This is a genomic window from Alexandriicola marinus (assembly GCF_004000435.1).
In the GTDB taxonomy this organism is placed as follows: domain Bacteria; phylum Pseudomonadota; class Alphaproteobacteria; order Rhodobacterales; family Rhodobacteraceae; genus Alexandriicola; species Alexandriicola marinus.
Genome location: NZ_RBVZ01000004.1, coordinates 206,077 through 228,436, shown reverse-complemented (window position 1 = coordinate 228,436; position 22,360 = coordinate 206,077). Strand labels below are relative to the sequence as shown.

Below are 22,360 nucleotides of genomic sequence, written 5' to 3'. Positions count from 1 at the left end.
GGCAAGTGGCGGAGGAGGTGGGATTCGAACCCACGGTACGCTTTCACGCACGCCGGTTTTCAAGACCGGTGCATTCGACCACTCTGCCACTCCTCCGGGCCGGACACTCCTTAGGGGGGCGCGCGCGATTCGGGAAGCGTGTTTGGCAGCAACACATCGGGCATGACTGCCGAATCACAGGCTTTCAAAAGAATCTGCATACAGCTATAGTTTGAAAAATCCCTGCCCAAGAGAACTGTGCGGCGGGGCAATAAACAGGCAAGGCAGACCGTCCCGAATGGGTCGGGGTCCCACAAAAACAGGGACTTACAGGCAAAAGGGCAGCATGATGACGATCCTTTATCGGCGCAATCGGGCGGTGCGTTCCGTCCTCGTCCTGGCACTGGCAGGCGGGCTTTCCGCCTGTGACGAGACCGGCCAGTTTTCATTCCCTACACTCGAAGCGACCCCTGAGGGCGGCGAATTGGTCACCCGGGCGCAGACCACAGAGCTGGTCGAACGCGATGTCGAGGCGCCTGATGTCTTTCAGGTGACCGAGGCGGGTCTGTGGGACGGCCGCCCATCGCTGGGCGGTGTCTGGGTTGCCCATCCCGACGTGGCCGAGCCCGAACGTGTCATCATCCGCAACACAGAGACCGGCGCGTTCGTGATCGGGGCGCTCTTCCGGCGCGAGCGCGAGAACCCCGGACCGGCCCTGCAGGTCTCGTCCGATGCCGCGGATGCGCTTGATATGCTGGCGGGATCGCCGGCCTCGCTGAATGTCACGGCCCTGCGGCGCGAGCCCGTCCCGGTCGAGGCACCGCCCGAGCCCACGGCGGATTTCGATGTCCCCGCCGAGATCGAGGCCACGCCGCTGGACGATCCCATCGCGGGGGCCGCCGCCGCCCTGGCCGAGATCGAGGCTTCCGAGGCCGCCGCACCCGAGGTGACGCCGGTTTCGGCGCCTGCACCGGTTGCCCCGACCTCGAACCTCGACCGTGCCTATATCCAGATTGGCATCTTCAGCGTCGAGGCCAATGCCGCGAATTCCGCCACCGCCATGCGCACGGCCGGCTTGCCCGCCGAAATCGTCCGGCAGGAAAGCCAGGGGTCGACCTTCTGGCGTGTGATCGTCGGGCCGGCCTCTTCCGAGGCGCAGCGGGCCGACTACCTCGAGACTGTCAAGGATCGCGGGTTTACTGACGCCTATTTTGTGCGAAACTGACCCCGCCGACCGGGGCCACGTTCAGCCGCCGCTCTGCCCGGCGGCTGAAACGGATCCAAAACCAGGGAGCTTGCTGCCATGTTGCGCCTGATCGGGGGCCTGATCTCCGTCGCCTTTCTTCTTCTGCCCATGCTTGCCGTGGCGCAGGCCTTCGAGACACAGGCGCGCGCCGCCTATGTCTTTGATCAGACGACGGGCACCGTCCTTCTGGAAAAGAATGCCGACGAGGCCCTGCCTCCGGCCTCCATGTCCAAGCTGATGACGCTTTACATGGCGTTCGAGGCTGTGGCCGATGGCCGGTTGAAGATCGACGAGACTTTGCCTGTGTCGCAACATGCGATGGATTATGGCGGTTCGTCGATGTTCCTGCGCGCGGGCGAACGGGTCAGCGTCGAGGATCTGATCCGTGGCGTGATCGTCCTGTCGGGCAATGACGCGACCACCGTTCTGGCCGAGGCATTGTCCCCGGATGGAACGGAGGCGGGTTTTGCCACGATGATGACGGACCGGGCCCGCGAACTGGGGATGTCCAGCACGGTCCTGACCAATTCGAACGGCTGGCCCGATCCCGATCATCGCATGTCGATGCGCGATCTTGGCATCCTGGCTGACCATCTGATCAATGATTTTCCGACGTTCTACCCGCTTTTTGCAGAGCAGGAATTTGCATTTGACGGTCGGGTGCCCGCCAATTCGCAGAACCGAAATCCGCTGCTGGGTATGGGGATCGGGGCAGATGGCCTCAAGACCGGGCACACGCAGGAGGCGGGCTATGGGCTTGTGGGGTCGGCCAAGCGCGGCGACCGGCGCATCGTCTTCGTGATCACCGGCCTCGATACCCCGGAGGATCGCCGCGACGAGGCCGAGCGCCTCGTGAACTGGGCCTTCCGGCAATTCGCGCAGCGCAGCCTGCCGGCCGCAGGAACCCGGGTCGCCGAGGCCGAGGTCTGGATGGGCGCCGCGCCGACGGTAGGGCTCAGCATCGCGGAGGATGTCTCGCTCCTGATGCCGCTCGAGCAGATCGACCAGATCGAGGCGGAGGCCGTTTTCCTCAGCCCGATCGACGCGCCGGTGACGGCGGGTCAGCGTCTGGGCGAGCTGATCGTGCGGCGCGAGGAAGGTCTGCCGGAAGTGCGTGTTCCGCTGGTGGCCGATGCCGATGTCGCGGCCGGCACCTTCGGGGTCAAGCTGCGCACGGCCGCGCTTGTCCTGCTCGAGAGATTCGCACCGCAGCAGGCCGATCTGATCGAGCCGCTTCTGACGGCGCCGGGCGGGGCATGACCGTTCCCGGACCGGGCGGTATGGCGTCGGGGCAATTCATCAGTTTCGAAGGCATAGACGGCTCGGGCAAGTCGACCCAGGCCCGCGCCTTGGCCCAAAGGCTGGGGGCCATGGGGGCCGAGGTGGTCCTGACGCGCGAACCCGGCGGCAGCCCCGGCGCCGAAGAGATTCGCAGCCTGCTTTTGACGGGGGATCCGGGGCGCTGGTCGGCCGAGACAGAGATCCTGCTGTTCACTGCCGCGCGGCGCGATCACCTCGAACGGGTGATCGAACCGGCGCTGGCCCGGGGGCAGACCGTCATCACCGACCGGTTCGCGGATTCAACCCGCGTCTATCAGGGGGCCACCCGCGGCGATCTGCGCGACGTGGTCGACCGGCTTCACGGGCTGATGATCGGCCGCGAACCGGAACTGACATTCATCATCGACATGGACCCGGCGGTGGCGCTGAACCGGGGTCTCGCGCGCAAGTCGGGCGAAGACCGGTTCGAGGACTTCGGCCTCGGGTTTCAGGAAACGCTTCGGCACGGCTTCCTTGCGCTGGCCCGGTCCCAGTCGGATCGCTGCATCATCATCGACGGCAACCGGCCGGAGGCCGAGGTCGCCGCCGAGATTGCAGCACAGGTCCAGGCCAGGATGAGCCAGGTGGTCTGAGCAATGGCCGAACCCGACAGCCTGCCGGAACCGGACCGGATCGAGGGCGCGCCCCATCCGCGCGAGGCCGTGCGCCTCATCGGGCAGGGGGCCGCCGAAGAGGCGTTCCTGACCGCCTATCGCTCGGGACGGCTGCATTCGGGGTGGCTTCTGACCGGGCCCAAGGGCGTGGGCAAGGCCACGCTGGCCTATCGCATCGCGGCCTTCCTTCTGGCCGAACAGCCAGACGACGGCGACGGGCTTTTCGGTGCGCCGCCACCACCCGAGAGCCTCGATATCCCGCCCGATCACCCCGACGCGGCCCTGATCCGGTCGGGTGCGCATCCGCGGCTGTTCATCGTGCGCCGGGGCGCGAACACCAAGGGCGACAAGCTGGCCGACGTGATCCGCGCCGACGAGGTGCGCAAGCTGAAGTCATTCTTTCACCTTTCGGCCACCGATGGCGGGCGCAGGGTGGTGATCATCGATGCCGCCGATGAGATGAACGTCTCTGCCGCCAATGCCGTCCTGAAGGAGTTGGAGGAACCCCCGGCGCGGTGCACCCTTCTTCTGGTCGCGCACCAGCCGTCGCGCCTGCTGCCCACGATCCGGTCGCGCTGCCGGGAGTTGCGCCTCTCCACGCTTGGCCCGACCGAGCTTGATGAGGTCCTGTCGGGGATCGGGCTCGACACCGATGCCCCAGACGCGCTGGCGGTTCTGGCCGGCGGATCGGCGGGCGCGGCCATCGCGCTTCTGGGTCATGACGGCTTGCCGCTCTATGCCGAACTGGTGGCGCTCTTTTCCGATCTGCCGCGGATGAAACGGCCCGAGGCCCTGCGCATCGCGGATGCCTGCGCCGGGCGCGGCTCGGAGGCGCGCTTTTCCCTGACGCTCGATCTGATCGACATCTTTCTGGCGCGCGCCGCCCGCGCGGGGCTGACCGGCGGGCCTCACCTTCAGGGTGCGCCCGGCGAAGCGCGGCTTCTGGTGCGGCTCTCGCCACACGATCACGCGGCCCGCGCCTGGGCCGACCTCCAGCAGGAGGTGTCGGCCCGCGCCCGCCGGGGACGGGCGGTCAACCTTGACCCTGCCGCACTGATCCTCGATATCCTGTTCCGGATCGAAGAGACGGCCCGCGCGGTCGCCGCATAACAAGGCCTGCCCATGTCCGCCCCGCCGACACTCGTCGACAGCCATTGCCATCTGGATTTTCCCGACTTCGAGGCCGAACGCCCCGAGGTGATCGCCCGCGCGCAGGCCGCCGGGGTCGAACGCATGGTCACGATCTGCACGCGGCTGAGGAACGAACCCGCGGTGCGCGCCATCGCCGAGGCCCATGATCCCGTCTTCTATGCCGCCGGAACCCATCCGATGAGCGCCGCCGAAGAGCCGCTGGCCTCGGTGGACGAGCTGGTCGCACTGGCCCGCCATCCCAAGATGGTCGGCATCGGGGAGACGGGGCTCGATTACCATTACACCGCCGAAAGCGCAGAGGTGCAGCAGACATCGCTGCGCATCCACATCGATGCGGCGCGCGAGACGGGTCTGCCCCTGATCATCCATGCCCGCGACGCCGACGAGGACATGGCCCGCATCCTGCGTGACGGTCTGAAGGACGGCCCCTACAGCTGCGTGATGCATTGCTTCTCATCCGGTGCCGAACTGGCGCGCGAGGCGCTGGACATGGGGTTCTACCTGTCGATGTCGGGCATCGCGGCCTTTCCCCGAAGCCAGGACTTGCGCGATATCTTTGCCACCGCACCCGTCGACCGGATCCTTGTCGAGACCGACAGCCCCTATCTCGCGCCGCCGCCCCATCGCGGCAAGCGCAACGAGCCCGCCTTCGTGGCCCACACCGCCGCCCGCGGCGCCGAGGTCTTCGGGATGAGCCCCGAGGATTTCGCGGCCCAGACGACGCGCAATTTCGACCGGCTCTTTGCCAAGGCCGCCGCATGGGAGGCGCCCGCCGCATGATACTGAGTGCCACGATCCTTGGCTGCGGGTCCTCCGGCGGCGTCCCGCGCCTGTCCGATGACGGGGGCAATTGGGGCGATTGCGACCCGACCGATCCGCGTAACCGGCGCAGACGGTGTTCGCTGTTGCTGCGCCGCACGGGCCCCGAAGGCGAGACGCGGGTCCTGATCGACACGAGCCCCGACCTGCGTGATCAGCTGCTCGATGCCAATGTCGGGCGGCTTGACGCGGTGGTCTTTACCCATGCCCATGCCGATCATGTCCACGGTCTCGATGACCTGCGTCAGATCGTCTTCAACATGAACGCGCGTCTGCCTGTCTGGGCTGATGGCGCGACCTCTGACGCGCTGCTTGGACGGTTCGGCTATGCCTTTGTCCAGCCAGAGGGATCGTCCTACCCGCCGATCCTCGATCTGCACACGATCCGGGGGCCCCTGACGGTGGAGGGCGCGGGCGGTGCGATCACCCTCGATCCGTTCGAGGTGGTCCACGGCGCGATCGACGCGCTTGGCTTCCGGATCGGGGGGCTGGCCTACCTGCCGGACGTGTCGGACATACCCGAGGCCGTCTGGCCGAAACTCGAAGGTCTGGACTGCTGGATTCTCGATGCGCTGCGCCGGACACCGCATCCGACACATGCGCATCTTGATCTGGCGCTGGAATGGATCGCCCGGGCCGCGCCCGCCCGTGCTGTCCTGACCAACATGCATATCGACCTTGATTACCAGACCGTCGCGGACGAAACGCCGCCTCATGTCACGCCGGCCTTCGACGGCATGGAGATCGAGATCACGGACGGGGCAGCGTGACCCTCATTTCCAACCGGAATATTCCATGTCCGAGCTTCTGACGGTCGTCCTTCCGGTCTTCATCATCGTGGCCTTCGGATATGCGGCCGCCTGGCGCGGTCTGTTCTCCGAGACAGCCGTCGACATGCTGATGAAGTTCGCGCAAGGCTTTGCGATCCCGTGCCTTCTGTTCAACGCGATCTCGACCCTCGAACTCAGCACCGGGTTCCGGATGGATTTGCTGGGCAGCTTCTATATCGGGGCCAGTTGCGGCTTTGCCGTGGGAACCTTCGGCGCGCGGTTTCTGTTCCGGCGCAGCTGGGAGGATTCTGTCGCGATCGGGTTTTGCGGCCTGTTCTCCAACTCCGTCATGCTGGGCTTGCCGATCACGGAGCGGGCCTATGGAGCCGATGCGCTGACGTCGAATTTCGCGATCGTCTCGTTTCACGCGCCATTCTGCTATGCCGTGGGCATCACCGCGATGGAATTCGTGCGCGCCCGTGGCGGTCCGCTGAGGGAACTGCCCGGCAAGGTGCTGCGCGCGATGTTCTCGAACGCTCTGATCATCGCGATTGCGCTGGGCTTTGCCGTGAACGTCACCGGCACGCCCGTTCCCGGCGTCCTGAGAGAGGCGCTGACGATGATGGCGGTGGGCGGTATCCCGGCGGCCCTGTTTGGGCTGGGCGGGGTTCTGTTCCGGTATCGGCCTGAGGGCGATCTGCGCGTCATCGCCTTCATCACCTCGGTGTCGCTCTTTCTGCATCCGGCGATCACCTACGGGTTGGCGCAGGTCTTCGATCTGTCGCGGGGTCCGCTGCGGTCCGCCGTGATCACATCGGCGATGGCGCCGGGCATCAACGCCTATCTCTTTGCCTCGATGTATGGCTCGGCCAAGCGGGTCGCGGCCTCCAGCGTGCTGCTCGGAACGGCGCTGACGGTTCTGACCGCGACATTCTGGCTCACCGTTCTGCCCTGAGCCGGGGTCCCGCTGCGCCGATGACGCGGTTCTGAGCGGGCTTTGGACGGCTGCGGGGCGCGCGCCCCCCGGTCACGACGGATCAGGCCCATAGGTTCGCTCGGCGATGCCGATGGTCGAAAGCTCCGCCTCGATGGCCGACAGGAAAGTGGCCTCGGCTTCGGAATACCTTCGGGCAGGGTTGCTGATCAGGTAGATGCTGACCTTGGGCAGGTTGGAATAGGGCGGCAGCTGACGGATATGGCCCGCCTCCACATCGCGCCGGGCCACATGAAGGGGCAGGGCGCCGATCCCGATATCGGCCATGATCAGGCGACGGATCTCGTTCAGGCTCGATGACACGCCGCGCCAGTTGCGCGACAGGTTCAGGCTGGATCGCAGGGTCGAGATCGATTCCAGAGGGCCACCCTCGGCCTCGGTCTGGAAGGCCACGAACGGCTCCCCCTCAAGGTCTTCGATCGCAATCGACTCGGCATTGAACAGCCGGTGCCGCGCACCACAGAACAACCCGAAGTATTCGTTGTAAAGCACCATGGTATCGAGGCTTTTCGGAATGCGCGACAACAGGCAGATCCCGAAACTCGACCGGTTCAGCGTGACCATCTTCTCGACTTCGTCGCTTTCATAGACGGTGAAGGAATAGGTCACCTTGGGATGCGCGATCGAGAACCGGTTCAGGAAATCGTCGAAATGTTCAGAGATCACCGAACTGGTGATCGCGATCGTCAGATGACCATGGAGATCGTCGGCATTGCCCTCATCGAGAATGGCGGGGATCTGCGAGACGGTGCCAAAGATCGTCGCGCATTGGGTGTAGAGGATCTGCCCCGCCCGCGTGATCGAGAATTCGTTCGGTTTGCGGATGATCAGCGTCTTGCCCACCGTCACTTCCAACCGCTTGAGCGCAGCCGATACGGTGGGTTGTTTCAGGCCCAGATGGGTCGCCGCCTTCGAGATGCCGCGCTGTTCGACCACCACCATGAAAGTGCGCAGAAGGTTCCAGTCCAGGTTCCAGGGAAAGCGGTTGCGAAGCGGCAGGCTCATAGTTTTCATCTATATTGATAATGTCTCATATTTATTTGCGCGATGTATCTCCCCATGCAAGTCTTTTGTCGGAGCGGAGGGAATCCGCCACAGCTTGCGGGTGACCGGCCCGGATCGAAAACCAACATGGAGACCAAAATGACTTCACGCCGAATGATCATGACATCTGCCCTTGTCGGAGCGGGCCTCGTCGTCGCCGGACTGAATGCGGCGGTTGCCGAAGAACTCGACACCATACGCGAAGAGGGTGTGATCCGCATCGCGATGTCGGGGGCCTATCCTCCGTTCAACTTCGTCAATGACCAGAACGAAGTCGTGGGCTTCGATCCCGCCATCGGCGCCGAGATCGCAAGCCGCATGGGCCTCGAGGTCGAGATCGTCACCACCGCGTGGGACGGGATCATCGGCGGCCTTCTGGCCAACAAGTACGACGCCATCGTTGGCTCCATGACAATCACCGAAGAGCGGGACGAAGTCGTCGATTTCGTCGGACCCTATTACTCGGACAAGCGCGCGATCTTCACCAATCCGGGCTCGGGCATCAGCAGCCTCGAGGACCTCGAGGATGTGAAGGTCGGCCTGACGCTGGGCGAGACGCATGAGGATTGGGCACGCGAGCGTGGCTATGACATCAGCACTTACAAGGGCCTGCCCGAGCTTCTGCTCGAGCTGGAAAACGGCCGGGTCGACGCCATCGTGAACGACTCGATCGCCGCCATCCTCGCGATGACCGCGAAAGGCCAGGAATTCGAGATGTTCGCCGATCCCACGACCGAACCCTTCGGCGCCGGCATCGCGATCCGCGAAGGCAGCCCCGAACTCGCCGCCGAAATGCAGGCGGCGCTGGAGTCCATGATGGAAGACGGCACCTACCTCGCGATTGCCGAGGAATGGATCGGCGCGGATATCCGCTAAGCCTTTCGGCCCCGCCGCGGTCGCGCGGCGGGGTTTCCCCTCACGCATGATGATCCCCGCAGGCCGTCAAGCCGGCGCCTGAATGGTGGGATCCTTCGTCACCTGACCTCGCGCTCGTCGCCTGGCGCCGCGCAACCCTTCCGGGAGGACAGACATGGATTTTGACCTGATGCTCAGGGTCTATCCGTTCTTCATCGAGGCGGCAGGCACCACGATCCTGTTGTCGGTGCTGACGGCGATTCTTGGTCTGACCTGCGGGGCTTTGGGGGCGGCTGCGCGATTGTCGCGGCTGGTCGTCTTCAGATTCCTCGGCGCGGCCTATGTCAGCGTCTTTCGCGGCACGCCCGCGCTGATCCAGCTGTTCATCCTCTATTTCGGCGGCCCGCAGATCGGCATCCAGCTCGATGCCTTCGAGGCCGGCGTCATCGGCCTTGGCATCAATGCGGGCGCCTATATGACCGAAACGATCCGCGGCGCCATCATCTCGATCGACAAGGGTCAGCGCGAGGCCGCGCGCACCCTTGGCTTGAGCCAGTTTCAGGGCTTCTACAAGGTGATCCTGCCGCAGGCCGCCCGGCTGATGGTGCGCCCGCTGGGCGTGAACCTGAATATGCTGATCAAGGCCACGGCGCTGGTGGCCGCGATTTCGGTGATCGAGCTGACCTATACCGCGCAGCGCTATATCGGCTCGACCTACAAACCCTTCGAGATGTTTCTTCTCGCGGGCATTCTTTACATGATCATCATCTATGCGACCGGCCGGGGCGTTGCCTGGCTGGACCGCAAGGTGCAGATCAACTGACCGGGAAGGGACGGACGGATGGGCCTCGATTTCACGGTCATACCCGGATACCTAGACATTGTCCTTCTGGGGTGCCTCTGGACGATCGGCATCACTGTGGCGGCGGCACTGCTGAGCTTTTTCGGCGGCATCGCATTCGCCGTGGTGGCGCTTTATGCGCCATGGATCATTCGCCAGCCGTTCCGGTTGGTCGAATGGGTGTTCATGGGAACGCCGCTTCTGTTGCAGCTGTTCCTGATCTATTTCGGGCTGGTGCAGATCGGCATCGATCTGCCCGCCTTTGTCGCGGGGATCATCGGGCTGGGCCTGCATTTCGCCGTTTACAATTCCGAACTGATCCAGACCGCGATCCTGTCGGTCGACAAGGGCCAGATGGAGGCCGCGCGCACGGTCGGGCTCAGCCGGGGGCAGGCGCTGCGCAAGGTCGTGATCCCGCAGGCCGTGCGCGATGTGATCCCGCCCATCGGCAACAACATGATCGCGCTTCTCAAGGACAGTGCGCTGGTCTCCGTCATCGGGGTGAGCGAACTGACCCTGTCGGCCCAGCGGGCCATCGGCGCCACCTACCGGCCGTTCGAGTTCTATCTGCTCGCCGCCGCATTTTATTATGTCATCAACCTGTGCATGGAATGGGTGCAGCGCCGGATCGAGCGCCGCATTGCCATTTCGCGCTGATACAGGAGGCCTGTCCATGACCGACCCCAATCACTTTGTTCAAATCCGCCACGCGCAGAAATCCTTCGGGTCTCTCGAGGTTCTCAAGGATATCAGCCTCAATGTCGCGCGGGGCCAGATCGTGGCGATCATCGGCCCGTCGGGCTCGGGGAAATCGACGCTCCTGCGTGCGATCAACGATCTCGATGCGCTGACCGGCGGGGAGGTCTGGCTGGATGGCGTGCAGGTCAACAAATCGCTGCCGCACCGGCAATATGAAAAGCATATCAACGAGATGCGCCAGCAGATCGGCATGGTGTTCCAGCACTTCAACCTGTTTCCGCACATGACCGCCCGCGACAACGTCACGATGGCGCCCAAGCTGCTGAAGGGGCTGACGAACGAGGAGGCGGATGCGCTGGCCAAGGAGCAGCTTGAAAAGGTCGGGATGCTCGACCGGATCGACTATTACCCCTCACAGCTGTCGGGCGGCCAGAAGCAGCGGGTCGCCATCGCCCGCGCGCTGGCAATGAAGCCCAAGCTGATGCTCTTCGACGAGGCGACCTCGGCGCTCGATCCCGAACTGGTCGACGAGGTGAACCTCGTGATGAAGAAGCTCGCCGAAGAACACATGACGATGATCATCGTCACCCACGAGATGGATTTCGCCGCCGCCGTCTGTGATCGGGTCCTGTTCATGGATCGCGGCGTCGTCGTCGAGGAAGGCCCGCCCGAGGTGATTTTCCGCAATCCCGAGAAGGACCGCACCAAGGAATTCCTTCGCAAGCATCTTGCAGGTGCCAAGTGACCGACACGCCATCCTACCTGTTCTACCAGTCCCGCAACCCGCGACCTTTTCTCGATCACGGGGAGGGCATCTACCTCTTCGACGAGGCGGGCAAACGCTACATCGACGGTTCGTCCGGCGCGATGGTGTCGAACATCGGCCATGCGAACCCCCGGGTTCTGGCCAAGATGAAGGCGCAGATGGACAAGGCGACCTTTGGCTACCGGCTCCATTTCCGCACCCATCCATCCGAGGATCTGGCCGCCAAGACGGTCGCCATGACGCCCGAGGGGCTCGATCGGGTGTTCTTCGTCTCGGGCGGATCGGAGGCTGTGGAAAGCGCGGTCAAGCTGGCCCGCCAATATGCGCTGACGCAGGGGCAGGGGACCCGCTACAAGGTGATCTCGCGGTTCCCGTCCTATCATGGCTGCACCTTCGGTGCGCTCGATCTGACGGGATATGATCCGCTGCGCGAACCCTTTGCCCCGATGATGGAAGGCATGCCCAAGGTCGCGGCACCGGCCACCTATCTCGACCGAGACAACCTGACCGAAGAGGCGCGCGGCCTGAAATATGCCGAACTCCTGCGCGACCGGATCGTCGAACAGGGGCCGGAGACCGTTCTTGCCTTCGTGATGGAGCCCGTGGGCGGCGCCTCGACCGGCGCGCTTGTCGCGCCCGACAGCTATTACGCAAGGGTGCGCGAGATCTGCGACGAATTCGGAGTCCTGCTGATCTATGACGAGGTCATGACGGGCGCCGGGCGCACCGGCAAGTTTCTCGCCGCAGAGCATTGGGGGATCACCCCTGATATCGTCGCTTTGTCCAAGGGCTTTGGCGCGGGTTACGCGCCGCTGGGCGCCATCGTGGCCGGCGCACGTCTGGTGGAGCCGGTGCTGGATGCGGGCGGTTTTCTGCATGGCTTCACCTATGCCGGAAATCCGCTGGCCTGCGCCGCCGGTCTGGCCGTGCTGGAAGAGCTGGAGGAACAGGATCTGATCGGGAATGCCGCCCGTATGGGCAAGGTTCTGATGGGCGAATTGCGCGCGCTGATGGATCGCTATCCCTTCATCGGGGATGTTCGGGGCAAGGGTCTGCTGACCGCGTTCGAATTTGTGGCCGACCGCAGGACGATGGAACCTCTGGACCCGCTGCTGAACGCGCATGAGCGGCTGGTCGAATTGGCCTATCAGCGTGGATTGATCATCTATTCCCGCCGCACGCGCGGCGGCAAGGCGGGCGATCATTTCCTTGTTGCGCCGCCCCTGATCATCACCCGCGACCAGATCGCCGAAATGATGCTGATCCTGCGCGACGCGCTCGATGCCTTTGCCGCCGAAATCGGCTGGCCGGTGGAGAGCGCGGCATGAAACTCCCCGACAAGACCTGCCGGATCGAGGAGGCGATTGCCCGCATCGGGGATGGTGCCACGGTGATGGTCGGCGGCTTTGGCGTGCCGGGCACACCAATGACGCTGATCCACGCCCTTGTCGAGCATGGCGCGCGGGGTCTGACGCTGATCAAGAACGATGCCAACGAGCCGGGGATGGGCATCGACCACCTTCTGCAAGCGGGTCAGGTGTCACGGCTGATCACCACCCATCTTGGCCTGAACGGCACCGCGATCGCCCTGATGAATTCCGGTGCGCTCGAGGTCGAGTTCAACGCGCAGGGCATCCTTGCCGAACGTATCCGCGCAGGCGGGGCAGGGCTTGGCGCGATCCTCAGCGATATCGGCATCGGCACCGAACTGGCCCTCGGCAAACAGGTCGTCGAGATGGAGGGCAAGCCCTACCTCGTCGAGCCTGCCCTGCGGGCCGATGTGGCGCTGATCCATGCCGACCGGGCCGATACCTTCGGCAATCTGGCCTATGTCGCCACGGCGCAGAATTTCAATCCGTTGATGGCCATGGCCGCCACCTGCGTTATCGCCGAGGCCGAACGCCTCGTGCCGCTGGGCGCACTTGACGCCAACGACGTGCACACGCCGGGTGTCTTTGTCGATCATGTCGCCGAACTTTCAACGATTTCAGGGGAATACGGCGTTGTCCAGCGCTAGGGATCGCATGGTGGCTCGCGCCGCGCGCGAGATCGCGCCGGGCATGGTCGTCAACCTCGGGATCGGCTTGCCGACCCGGGTCGTGGGCTGCCTGTCCTCCGATTTTCCGGTGTGCCTGCATACCGAGAACGGACTGACCGGCATCGGTCCGCCGCTTGCACCCGAACTGGCGGACCGCAACCTGATCGATGCCGGCGGGGCCTATGTCTCGCTGGTTCCGGGCTCGGCCGTCTTTGACAGCGCGGTCAGCTTTGCCATCGTCCGGTCGGGCAGGCTCGATCTGACGATGCTGGGCGCCTTCGAGGTCAGCGCCTCGGGGGATCTGGCGAACTGGAAAATCCCCGGCAAGTTCAGCCCCGGCGTGGGCGGCGGGATCGAGCTTGCGCAGAAGGCGCGCCGGGTCGTCGTGCTGACGACCCATACCGATCGGTCGGGCGCGCCCAAGCTGAAACAGGCCTGTTCCCTGCCGCTGACCGCGCGGGGCTGCGTGTCGCGCATCTTCACCGACATGGCCGTGATTGACGTGACGCCCGGTGGCTTTGCCCTTGTCGAGACGGCCGAGGGTATCAGCGCGGCCGAGGTCGCCGCGGCCACCGACGCGCCGCTTGCGATCCCCGACGCCGCCCTGCCGACATTCTGAGGCACCCATGAAAGAAGACCTGAACAAACGCCTTTGCGATGCCGTCGACGCGCATTTCGACCGTCAGGTCGAGTTCCTGTCGGCGCTGACGGCGCATCCGTCGACCCGTGGCGCAGAGCAATCGGCGCAGGCCTTCATGGTCGAAGAGCTCGCCGCGCGTGGCTACGAGATCGACCGCTGGCAGATCGACTTGGCCGAGATCAGCCACCTGCCGGGATTTTCCCCCTGTCAGGGCCCCTATGAGGATGCCGTCAACGTCGTGGGCACCCATCGCTCCAGGACGGGGCAGGGGCGGTCACTGATCCTGAACGGGCATATCGACGTGGTGCCGGCGGGCCCCCTCGACATGTGGGACAGCCCCCCCTTCGAGCCGCGCGTCGAGGGCGGCTGGCTCTATGGGCGGGGCGGTGGCGACATGAAGGCGGGGCTTGCCTCGAACCTGTTCGCGCTGGATGCGCTTGCTGCCTGCGGTCTGGCGCCTGCGGCGGATGTGCATGTCCAGTCCGTCGTGGAGGAGGAATGCACGGGCAACGGGGCGCTGGCCTGCCTTGCCCGTGGCTATACCGCCGACGCCGCCCTGATCCCCGAGCCGTTTTCCGAACATCTGGTCACGGCGCAGCTGGGCGTGATCTGGTTTCAGGTCCACCTCAAGGGAATGCCTACCCATGTCGCCTATGCCGGAACCGGATCGAACGCGATCGAGGCGGCCTTTCCGCTCATCGCGGCCCTGCACGATATGGAGCATCGCTGGAACGCGGCCGAGAACCGCCCCGACGATTACGCCCATTTCGATCATGCGCTGAACCTCAACATCGGCAAGATCGTGGGCGGCGACTGGACAAGCTCGGTTCCGGCCTGGTGCGTCTTTGACGTGCGGATGGGGATCTTTCCCGGCCAGTCGATCGACGCGGCCAAGGCCGAGATCGAACAGGTCATCCTCGACACCGCGCGCCAGAACGCGTTTCTGCGCAACTCGCTGCCCGAGATCGTCTATCACGGATTCCACGCCGAAGGGTACGCGCTGTCGCAGGACAGCTCTGCCAATGCGGCCTCGGCCATCGCGGCGCTGGATAGGGCGCATCAGGGCGCGACCGGCACTGCGCTCGAACGCGAGGCGATCACCGCCACCACGGATGCGCGGTTCTTCGGGCTTTATGCCGACATGCCGGCTCTGGTCTATGGCCCGCGCGCCGAGGCGATCCACGGCTTCAACGAGCGGGTCGATCTCGAAAGTATGCGCCGGGTGACCAAGGCCACGGCGCTGTTCATCGCCGCATGGTGCGGCACCGAGGAGGCCTGATCCCATGCGCGATGCCGTCATCGTCTCGACCGCCCGCACGCCCATCGGCAAGGCCTATCGCGGGGCTTTCAACGATCTCGACGTGCCGGGCCTTGCCGCGCCCGCCGTGCGCGCGGCGCTGGCCCGCGCCGGTCTGACCGGGGCAGAGGTCGAAGAAGCGATCTTCGGCGCCGCCCTCACGCAGGGATCGGCCGGGGTCAACGTCGCGCGCCATATCGCGCAGGGGGCGGGCCTGCCCGACAGCGTGGCGGGCGCCACGGTCGACAGGCAATGTGCCTCGGGCCTGAACGCGATCGCCATCGCGTCGCACATGATCCGTTGCGAGGGCGTTGATGTGGCGCTTGCCGGCGGGGTGGAAAGCATCTCGCTCGTCCAGAATTCTCACTGGAACGGCTATCGCTACCAATCGACCCGCGTTCCGGAGGGCTATTACCTCTCGATGCTGGAAACGGCGGAAGTCGTGGCCGGGCGCTATGGCGTCAGCCGCGCGGTGCAGGATGCCTATGCGCTCCAGAGCCAGCACCGCACGGCGCAGGCGCAGGAGGCCGGACACTTCGACGATGAAATCGTGCCGATGGAGGCTGTCCGGATCGTCACCGACAAGGCCACCGGCGAGACGCGCCCGGAACCGGTGCGGATTGATCGCGACGAATGCAACCGACCCGGGACCACGGCCGAGGGGCTCTCGGGCCTCGCGCCCGTCATGGGCGAGGGCAAATCCGTCACCGCAGGCAACGCCAGCCAATTGTCCGACGGCGCCGCGGCGCTGGTGGTGATGGCCGAGGCCGAGGCCTCCGCCCGGGGCCTTGCCCCGTTGGGCGCGCTGCGCGGCTTTGCCGTCGCGGGCGTTGCGCCCGACGAGATGGGGATCGGCCCCGCCGTCGCGATCCCGCGCCTGCTGAAGCGGGCGGGCCTTGCCATCGAGGACATCGACCTGTGGGAAATCAACGAGGCCTTCGCCGCGCAACTGGTTCCCTGCCGCGACCGGCTTGGCATTCCCGATGATCGGCTGAACGTGAACGGAGGGGCGATTTCCATCGGCCATCCCTATGGCATGTCAGGCGCGCGCATGGCGGGTCATATCCTGCTGGAAGGTCGCCGCCGGGGTGCGAAATGGGGCGTCGTGTCGATGTGCGTGGGCGGCGGACAGGGGGCTGCCGGGTTGTTCGAAATCTTCGCTGACCGGAGGGACCGGGATGACTGACCAAGCCCAGATCGCCCACCTGACGGACCTGCGCCACGCGTTGCACACCAGGCCAGAGATATCGGGCGAGGAACGCGAAACCGCGCAGCGGATCGTGGCCGAAATTCAGGCGCTTGGCGCGGATCGCATCTGGCGCGGCATCGGCGGCCATGGCGTCGCGGCAGAGTTTCGCGGGGCCGGGCCGGGGCCCACGGTCCTGTTGCGCTGCGAACTCGATGGTCTGCCGATCCGGGAGCTGTCGGATCTGCCCTACAAGTCGCTGATCGACGGCCGGGGGCATCTGTGCGGCCATGACGGGCACATGGTCACGCTTCTGGGCGTGGCGATGCGTCTGGCCATCCGGCCCCCGCGCGGCCGCGTCATCCTTCTGTTCCAGCCCGCCGAGGAAACCGGCGCGGGCGCCAAGGCCGTTGTCGAGGATGCCATCTGGCCCGAGATCCGGCCCGATTTCGCCTTTGCCTATCACAACGTGCCGGGCCGCCCGCTGGGCGAGATCGGTCTGCGACCGGGGCCGGGCAATTGCGCCTCGCGCGGGATGCAGATCCGCTTCGAAGGCAAGAGCGCCCATGCCGCCGCCCCGCAGGACGGGCTGTCGCCCGGCCCCGCGATGGCCGCCCTGATGACCGCGCTTCCCGCGCTGGGCGAGGGCACGCTGGCGGATCCCGATTTCGCCCTGTCGACGCTGACCCATGCCCATCTGGGCGAGCCCACCTTCGGCATCGCGCCCGCCGAGGGCGAATTGCGCGTGACCCTGCGCACCATGACGAATGCCCGGATGGAGGCGCTCATCGCCGCGGCCGAGGCCGAACTGGCCCGCGCCAAGGGCGACTTGCACACCGAGGTTCACTGGCACGACATCTTTCACGCCGTCACCAACGACGTCGAGGCCACCGCGATCGCCCGCGATGCCGCCCGCAGCCTCGGCCAGGTGATTTCCGAGATGGAGACGCCGATGAGCTGGTCCGAGGATTTCGGCCGCATCGGCGAGGACGGAGCGAAGGCCGCGATGCTTTATGTCGGGGCGGGCGAGACGCGTCCCAAACTCCATAACCCCGATTATGATTTTCCCGACGGCCTGCTGCCCATCATGATCGACCTTTTCTGCGCAATCGTGGACCATATCCTCGGGCCGCGCGTCCCATGATTGCCGACGGAACCCCCGGCTCGTGGTGCGAGATCCGGCTGGACAGGATCTCGCGGAACCTCGGGCTGGCGCTGGATCTGGTGCCCCGGGGCAGACGATTCTGTGCGGTCATGAAGGCCGATGCCTATGGCCACGGGATCGCGCAGGTCGTGCCGCTGATCCGCGAACACGGGGTGTCCTGCATCGGCATCACGTCCAACGACGAGGCCCGGGCGGTGCGCGCGGCGGGCTTTGACGGCACCATCATCCGGGTCCGCGCCGCCACCCCGACCGAGATCGAGGCCGCGCGCGACGCGCGGGTCGAGGAACAGGTGGCCTCGCGCCTTGTGGCCCGCAAACTGCGCGCGCTGCGCGACGCGGGGCATCCGGTGCGCGCGCATCTTGCGCTCAACGCGAAGGGGATGTCGCGCGACGGGCTCGAGATCGCAACCCGTGAAGGGCGCGAGACCGCCCGGGCGATCCTAGATCTTCTGGGCGACGATATCGTGGGCATCTGCACACATTTCCCCTGCAACACGCCCGAAAACCTGCCCCAGAGCGACGCGGAGTTCCGCGCCCATGTCGACTGGGTCTTTGCCAATTCCGACCTCCGGCGCGAGGCGGTTCTGGTTCACGCGGGCAGTTCTCTCACGCTGGTGTCGGGGCAGGAGGTGTCGACCGACATGTATCGCTGCGCCGCGATCCTTTACGGCATTCTCAAGCCGGACCTCGGGTTCCGGACGACAATGGCGCTCAAGACACGGGTCGTTAGTGTGGCGGAGTATCCGAAAGGGTCCACCGTGGGCTATGACCGCGCCGCCCGGCTCGAGAGCGATCGGAGGCTGGCCTGCCTCTCGGTCGGATATGCCAACGGCTTTCGCCGCGATATCGGCCCGGATGCGGGGGTCCTGATCAACGGACGGGAGGCCCCGGTCCGGGGGAAGGTCTCGATGAACACGATTGTCGTCGATGTCACCGGCCTGCCCGAAGTGCAGGTGGGCGACGTGGCCACCGTCTTTGGTGGGGCCGATGAGGGACAGACCCCGGTCGAGGCTGCCGAACGGCAGTTTCGCACCATCATGGCCGATCTCTATTCCGATTGGGGCCTGCGCAATCAACGCATCTATCGCTGACGGCTCCGCACAACCCGGACCCGCTTGCACTTGCACGCCTTCACGGGCAACGTCGAGGGCAGGGGTCGGTCAGGCTGCGGGGCCCCCCGGATTGCGGGGGTGTCGCGTTTCCGGTGGTCTGGTTTTTCTGATGAGAGCGTTCGGACCCGTCGCGCAAGTGTCGCAGGCCCGGGCGCGTTGTGGCGGAGCGATCGGGTATGTCAGTGGACGACACGGCAGAACTGGTGATCGAGACGGGCGCCGAAGGGCGTGCTGCCGTCCTGCGTGGGCCGTTCACAATCCACACGGTCACCGCCGCCGAACAGCGGTTCCGCGACCTCGATCCGGCCCAGGCGCTCGAGATCGATCTGCGGCCCGTCACCGGCTTTGACACCGCGGGCGCATGGGCGATCGCCGCGCTGACCCGGCGGGCAAAGGCCGCGGGCGGATCCTGCGCGATCATCGGGGCGACGCCGTCGATGGAGGCCCTGCTCGATACCGTCACGAAGGCTCTGCCCGAGGGAGAGGCACAGGCACCGCCGCCTGTGACCCTGACGGACCGGATCGAGCGGCTCGGCCGCGCCGTGGCCGCGGCCGGGGGCGCGCTGGCGGGGCTGTCGGGATTTCTGGGGCTTTTCCTGGCAAGGCTCGTCCGGGCGGTGGTGCACCCGCGTGAATTCCGGCTGACTTCGCTTGTCCATCAATGCGAAGAGGTCGGGGTCAAGGCAGTGCCCATCGTGGCGCTGATGGCGTTCCTCATCGGGATCGTGCTTGCGTTTCAGGGCTCGGCACAGCTGCGACAATTCGGGGCCGAGGTCTTCGTCGTCGACCTGATCGCCATCTCGATCCTGCGCGAGCTGGGCATTCTTCTGACGGCAATCATCGTGGCCGGCCGCACGGCCTCGGCCTTCACCGCCGCGATCGGGTCGATGAAGATGCGCGAAGAGATCGACGCGATGCGCACGCTTGGCCTTGATCCGGCGCTGGTGCTGTTCGTGCCGCGGATACTGGCGCTGATCCTGATGTTGCCGATTCTTGGATTGATCGCGAATGCGGCCGGGCTTCTGGGCGGCGCCTTGATGTGCTGGATCGAGTTGGGCATTTCGCCGGCCATGTTCCGCACCCGGCTGATCGAAGGGGCAAACACGTCGCACCTCATGGTTGGCCTTGTGAAGGCGCCGGTCTTTGCGCTGATCATCGGGGTTGTCGGCTGCCGCGCAGGCATGCTGGTCCAAAGCAACGCGGAATCGCTGGGTCGACAGACGTCGAACTCTGTCGTGATGGCGATCTTTGCCGTGATCCTTGCCGACGCGCTGTTCTCGATCTTCTTTGCCGAGATGGGCATCTGATGGCGCAGGACACCATCATCACGCTGCGCGGCGTGACCAACAGGTTCGGGGATCACGTCGTGCACGAGAACCTCGACCTCGATGTCCATCGCGGAGAGATCCTCGGCGTGGTCGGCGGTTCGGGGGCAGGAAAATCCGTGCTGCTGCGCACGATCACCGGGCTTCAGAGGCCGGCCTCGGGGCATGTCCGCGTCTTCGATAACGATGTTTACGAGGCCGGGGACGAAGATCGCGCCGCGATCGAGGCGCGCTGGGGTGTGATGTTTCAGGATGGGGCGCTCTTCTCATCGCTGACCGTGCGCGAAAACGTCGAGGTGCCGATGAAGGCCGTGGCCGGACTGGATCCGGAGATCGCGCATGCGCTGGCCGATCTCAAGATCGCGATGGTGGGCTTGCCGCGATCGGCGGGCGACAAGTTTCCGTCCGAGCTGTCGGGGGGTATGCGCAAACGGGCCGGGCTGGCCCGATCCCTCGCGCTGGATCCGGAAATCGTCTTTTTGGACGAGCCGACGGCGGGGCTCGATCCGATCGGGGCGGCCGATTTCGACGCGCTGATCCGTGGACTCAGCCAATCGCTTGGTCTTACGGTGTTTCTGGTGACCCACGACCTCGACACGCTCCATGCCGTGTGCGACAGGATCGCTGTACTTGCGGAGCGCCGGGTGTTGGTTTCCGGCACGATGGACGACATGCTTTGTGTCGATCACCCTTGGGTTCGGAGCTATTTTCATGGCCCCCGCGCCCGCGCCGCGCTTCATGCATCAGAGGAACCGCACTAGGTGGAAACCAAGGCAAACTATATCCTGATCGGGTTCTTCACCCTTGCCGGTTTCCTCGGGATTTTTGCGTTCTTCCTGTGGTTTGCGCGGGTCGAGCTGGATCAACAATTCGCCTATTACGATATCCGCTTTTCCTCGGTCTCGGGGCTGAGCAATGCCTCGGACGTGCGATTCAGTGGTCTGCCGGTGGGGCAGGTCGTCGATGTGCGCCTTGCCCCCGACCGCAACGGCACGATTCTCGTGCGGGCGGAAGTGGATGCCCAGACACCGGTTCGGGCCAATAGCGTGGCCACGATCGAATCTCTTGGCGTCACGGGCGTGTCCTTTCTCAGCATCAGCCCCGGCACGCCGGACACGCCGCTGCTGGCCGAGGTCTCCGATGACGATATCCCCGAGATAACCTCGGGCCGCTCGACCTTGCAGGCGCTGTCCGAAGATGCGCCGCAACTTGTCGAGGAGACGCTTCTCGTGATGCAGGAGCTTGGCACGCTGTTCAGCGACGAGAATGCCCGCCGGATCGACCGGATCATCCTGAATGTCGAGGCCGCCTCGGATGAATTCGTGGCCACTTTTCAGGCTTTTTCCGGGGTGGCCGACACCGTCGATGACTTCGCCGGCCAGATCAGCCGCTTCAATTCTACCCTCGATACCCTGACGTCCGAAATGAACGTGATGCTGACCTCGGCCAACGAAACGCTGAACTCTATCGACGCATTGGCGCGCGAGACGACACGCGTCATGCAGGGCGGTACGGAGGCGATTGACGATCTGCAAGGCGCCATCGGTCAGGTCGATCGGTATGTCGCCGAAGACCTCACGGCCGCAACGCGCGAGACCCGCGACATGATCGCGGAGCTGCGCGACGAACTGTCCCGTATCGGGGCCGAGACCAGCACCCTGATCGCGACGCTCGACCAGACCGGATCGACCGCGACCCGGCGGCTGAGCGAGGCCGAAGCAACCATGGCGGCCCTGAACGACCTGGTTGCCTCGCTCGACCAGACATCGCGCGCCATCGAGGGGGCGGCGGTCCGGATCGATGGGTTGATCGAGGAGGAAGGCGCCCCGCTTCTGGCCGAGACGCGGATCGCGGTGGCACAGGCGACAGAGGCCATCTCTGCGATCCGCGACACCGCCCGCGACGACCTGCCGATGGTGTTGAGCGACGTGTCCGAGGCAGTAGCGGAGGCGCGTGGCGTGATCGCGGGCCTCGATCTGGGCGAGGCCGGCGCGGATCTCTCGACCCTCGTGGCGGATGCGCGCACGACGCTGGACGAGGTGGGCCGCACCTTTGCCAATGCCAACGAGACGCTGGGCGCGATCAACACCGCGATGGAAACCGGCGACCGCGCCCTTGCCGCCGCCGAAAGTGCCTTTAGCGGCGCGGACCGGGCGATCAACGAAGACGTTCCGCTGATCGTGGCTGAACTGGAGGCCATGGTTCAGGGTCTGAACGCCGCCGTGGGCACGGTGGCGGATGATCTGCCCGCCATCTCGGCCGATCTTCGCGAGGCGAGTTCCGCCGCCTACGCCGCCTTCGGCAGGCTCGAACGGCTGGTCGATACCTCGGGTCCCGGCGTCGAGGCCTTTGCGGCAAACGCCTTGCCCGCCTATGAACGCCTGGCGCAGGAAACCCGGGACCTGATCGCCAATCTCGACCGTCTGACAGAGCAGATCGAGCAAAGCCCGACGCGGTTCTTCCTCGAACGCGATGTTCCCGAATTCAGGAGGTAACGC

Annotated in this window: 22 protein-coding genes and 1 tRNA gene; 21 read left to right on the top strand and 2 right to left on the bottom strand. The window is 65.4% G+C overall.

Annotation, left to right across the window (positions count from 1 at the left end; all coding sequences use genetic code 11):
* Positions 1-6: 6 nt before the first annotated feature.
* Positions 7-96, bottom strand: a tRNA-Ser gene (locus EP376_RS15185).
* A 232-nt stretch (positions 97-328) separates the two neighbouring features.
* Between EP376_RS15185 and EP376_RS15180 the strand changes: the two genes are divergently transcribed.
* The 7 genes from EP376_RS15180 (at position 329) to EP376_RS15150 (ending at position 6,855) form a co-directional block, all read left to right on the top strand.
* On the top strand, positions 329-1,204 hold the full coding sequence (locus EP376_RS15180) for an SPOR domain-containing protein (protein WP_203330951.1): 876 nt from the start codon (positions 329-331) through the stop codon (positions 1,202-1,204).
* Between the two features lie 78 nt (positions 1,205-1,282).
* The gene (locus EP376_RS15175) at positions 1,283-2,485 is read left to right on the top strand and encodes a D-alanyl-D-alanine carboxypeptidase family protein (RefSeq protein ID WP_127656456.1); all 1,203 of its coding nucleotides are present in this window, start codon (positions 1,283-1,285) and stop codon (positions 2,483-2,485) included.
* 20 nt (positions 2,486-2,505) lie between these two features.
* A complete protein-coding gene (gene tmk, locus EP376_RS15170) occupies positions 2,506-3,138 on the top strand; it encodes a dTMP kinase (RefSeq protein WP_127656472.1) in 633 nt (210 codons plus the stop codon).
* 3 nt (positions 3,139-3,141) lie between these two features.
* Positions 3,142-4,269 carry a DNA polymerase III subunit delta' gene (locus tag EP376_RS15165; protein WP_127656455.1) on the top strand — a complete coding sequence of 376 codons (1,128 nt, stop codon included), beginning with the start codon at positions 3,142-3,144 and terminating at the stop codon, positions 4,267-4,269.
* A gap of 12 nt (positions 4,270-4,281) precedes the next feature.
* Positions 4,282-5,091, top strand: a complete 810-nt coding sequence (locus tag EP376_RS15160) for a TatD family hydrolase (protein ID WP_127656454.1) — start codon at positions 4,282-4,284, stop codon at positions 5,089-5,091.
* Complete coding sequence (locus EP376_RS15155) at positions 5,088-5,900, top strand: MBL fold metallo-hydrolase (protein WP_127656453.1); 813 nt, start codon at positions 5,088-5,090, stop codon at positions 5,898-5,900. The genes EP376_RS15160 and EP376_RS15155 overlap by 4 nt, the downstream gene beginning before the upstream one ends.
* A 25-nt stretch (positions 5,901-5,925) precedes the next feature.
* Positions 5,926-6,855, top strand: coding sequence for an AEC family transporter (locus EP376_RS15150; RefSeq protein WP_127656452.1), 930 nt, complete (start codon positions 5,926-5,928; stop codon positions 6,853-6,855).
* Positions 6,856-6,927: 72 nt separating this feature from the next.
* On the opposite strand, the gene EP376_RS15145 is transcribed toward EP376_RS15150, so the two are convergent.
* Entirely contained in the window at positions 6,928-7,899 is a 972-nt protein-coding gene (locus EP376_RS15145; protein ID WP_127656451.1) for a LysR family transcriptional regulator, read from the bottom strand.
* 138 nt (positions 7,900-8,037) lie between these two features.
* Between EP376_RS15145 and EP376_RS15140 the strand changes: the two genes are divergently transcribed.
* From EP376_RS15140 to EP376_RS15075, 14 genes are all read left to right on the top strand, one after another.
* Positions 8,038-8,814, top strand: a complete 777-nt coding sequence (locus EP376_RS15140; protein WP_127656450.1) for a transporter substrate-binding domain-containing protein — start codon at positions 8,038-8,040, stop codon at positions 8,812-8,814.
* A gap of 154 nt (positions 8,815-8,968) precedes the next feature.
* Complete coding sequence (locus EP376_RS15135) at positions 8,969-9,616, top strand: amino acid ABC transporter permease (RefSeq protein WP_127656449.1); 648 nt, start codon at positions 8,969-8,971, stop codon at positions 9,614-9,616.
* A gap of 18 nt (positions 9,617-9,634) precedes the next feature.
* The gene (locus EP376_RS15130) at positions 9,635-10,291 is read left to right on the top strand and encodes an amino acid ABC transporter permease (RefSeq protein WP_127656448.1); all 657 of its coding nucleotides are present in this window, start codon (positions 9,635-9,637) and stop codon (positions 10,289-10,291) included.
* A 16-nt stretch (positions 10,292-10,307) separates the two neighbouring features.
* On the top strand, positions 10,308-11,078 hold the full coding sequence (locus tag EP376_RS15125) for an amino acid ABC transporter ATP-binding protein (RefSeq protein WP_127656447.1): 771 nt from the start codon (positions 10,308-10,310) through the stop codon (positions 11,076-11,078).
* Positions 11,075-12,427: an aminotransferase family protein gene (locus EP376_RS15120; protein ID WP_127656446.1), complete on the top strand. Its 1,353-nt coding sequence runs from the start codon at positions 11,075-11,077 to the stop codon at positions 12,425-12,427. Before EP376_RS15125 ends, EP376_RS15120 begins: the two co-directional genes overlap by 4 nt.
* The gene (locus tag EP376_RS15115; protein WP_127656445.1) at positions 12,424-13,116 is read left to right on the top strand and encodes a CoA transferase subunit A; all 693 of its coding nucleotides are present in this window, start codon (positions 12,424-12,426) and stop codon (positions 13,114-13,116) included. Before EP376_RS15120 ends, EP376_RS15115 begins: the two co-directional genes overlap by 4 nt.
* A gap of 7 nt (positions 13,117-13,123) precedes the next feature.
* Positions 13,124-13,756: a 3-oxoacid CoA-transferase subunit B gene (locus tag EP376_RS15110; RefSeq protein WP_127656444.1), complete on the top strand. Its 633-nt coding sequence runs from the start codon at positions 13,124-13,126 to the stop codon at positions 13,754-13,756.
* A 7-nt stretch (positions 13,757-13,763) separates the two neighbouring features.
* On the top strand, positions 13,764-15,056 hold the full coding sequence (locus EP376_RS15105; protein WP_203330949.1) for an ArgE/DapE family deacylase: 1,293 nt from the start codon (positions 13,764-13,766) through the stop codon (positions 15,054-15,056).
* Positions 15,057-15,060: 4 nt separating this feature from the next.
* Entirely contained in the window at positions 15,061-16,260 is a 1,200-nt protein-coding gene (locus tag EP376_RS15100; protein WP_127656443.1) for an acetyl-CoA C-acyltransferase, read from the top strand.
* The gene (locus EP376_RS15095; RefSeq protein ID WP_127656442.1) at positions 16,253-17,404 is read left to right on the top strand and encodes an amidohydrolase; all 1,152 of its coding nucleotides are present in this window, start codon (positions 16,253-16,255) and stop codon (positions 17,402-17,404) included. The genes EP376_RS15100 and EP376_RS15095 overlap by 8 nt, the downstream gene beginning before the upstream one ends.
* On the top strand, positions 17,401-18,516 hold the full coding sequence (gene alr, locus EP376_RS15090; RefSeq protein WP_127656441.1) for an alanine racemase: 1,116 nt from the start codon (positions 17,401-17,403) through the stop codon (positions 18,514-18,516). The genes EP376_RS15095 and alr overlap by 4 nt, the downstream gene beginning before the upstream one ends.
* A 197-nt stretch (positions 18,517-18,713) precedes the next feature.
* Positions 18,714-19,844, top strand: a complete 1,131-nt coding sequence (locus EP376_RS15085; RefSeq protein ID WP_127656440.1) for an ABC transporter permease — start codon at positions 18,714-18,716, stop codon at positions 19,842-19,844.
* Positions 19,844-20,623 (top strand): ABC transporter ATP-binding protein, encoded by a 780-nt coding sequence (locus EP376_RS15080; protein WP_127656439.1) that lies wholly within the window; start codon positions 19,844-19,846, stop codon positions 20,621-20,623. The genes EP376_RS15085 and EP376_RS15080 overlap by 1 nt, the downstream gene beginning before the upstream one ends.
* Positions 20,624-22,357, top strand: coding sequence for an MlaD family protein (locus EP376_RS15075; RefSeq protein WP_127656438.1), 1,734 nt, complete (start codon positions 20,624-20,626; stop codon positions 22,355-22,357).
* Positions 22,358-22,360: the final 3 nt, after the last annotated feature.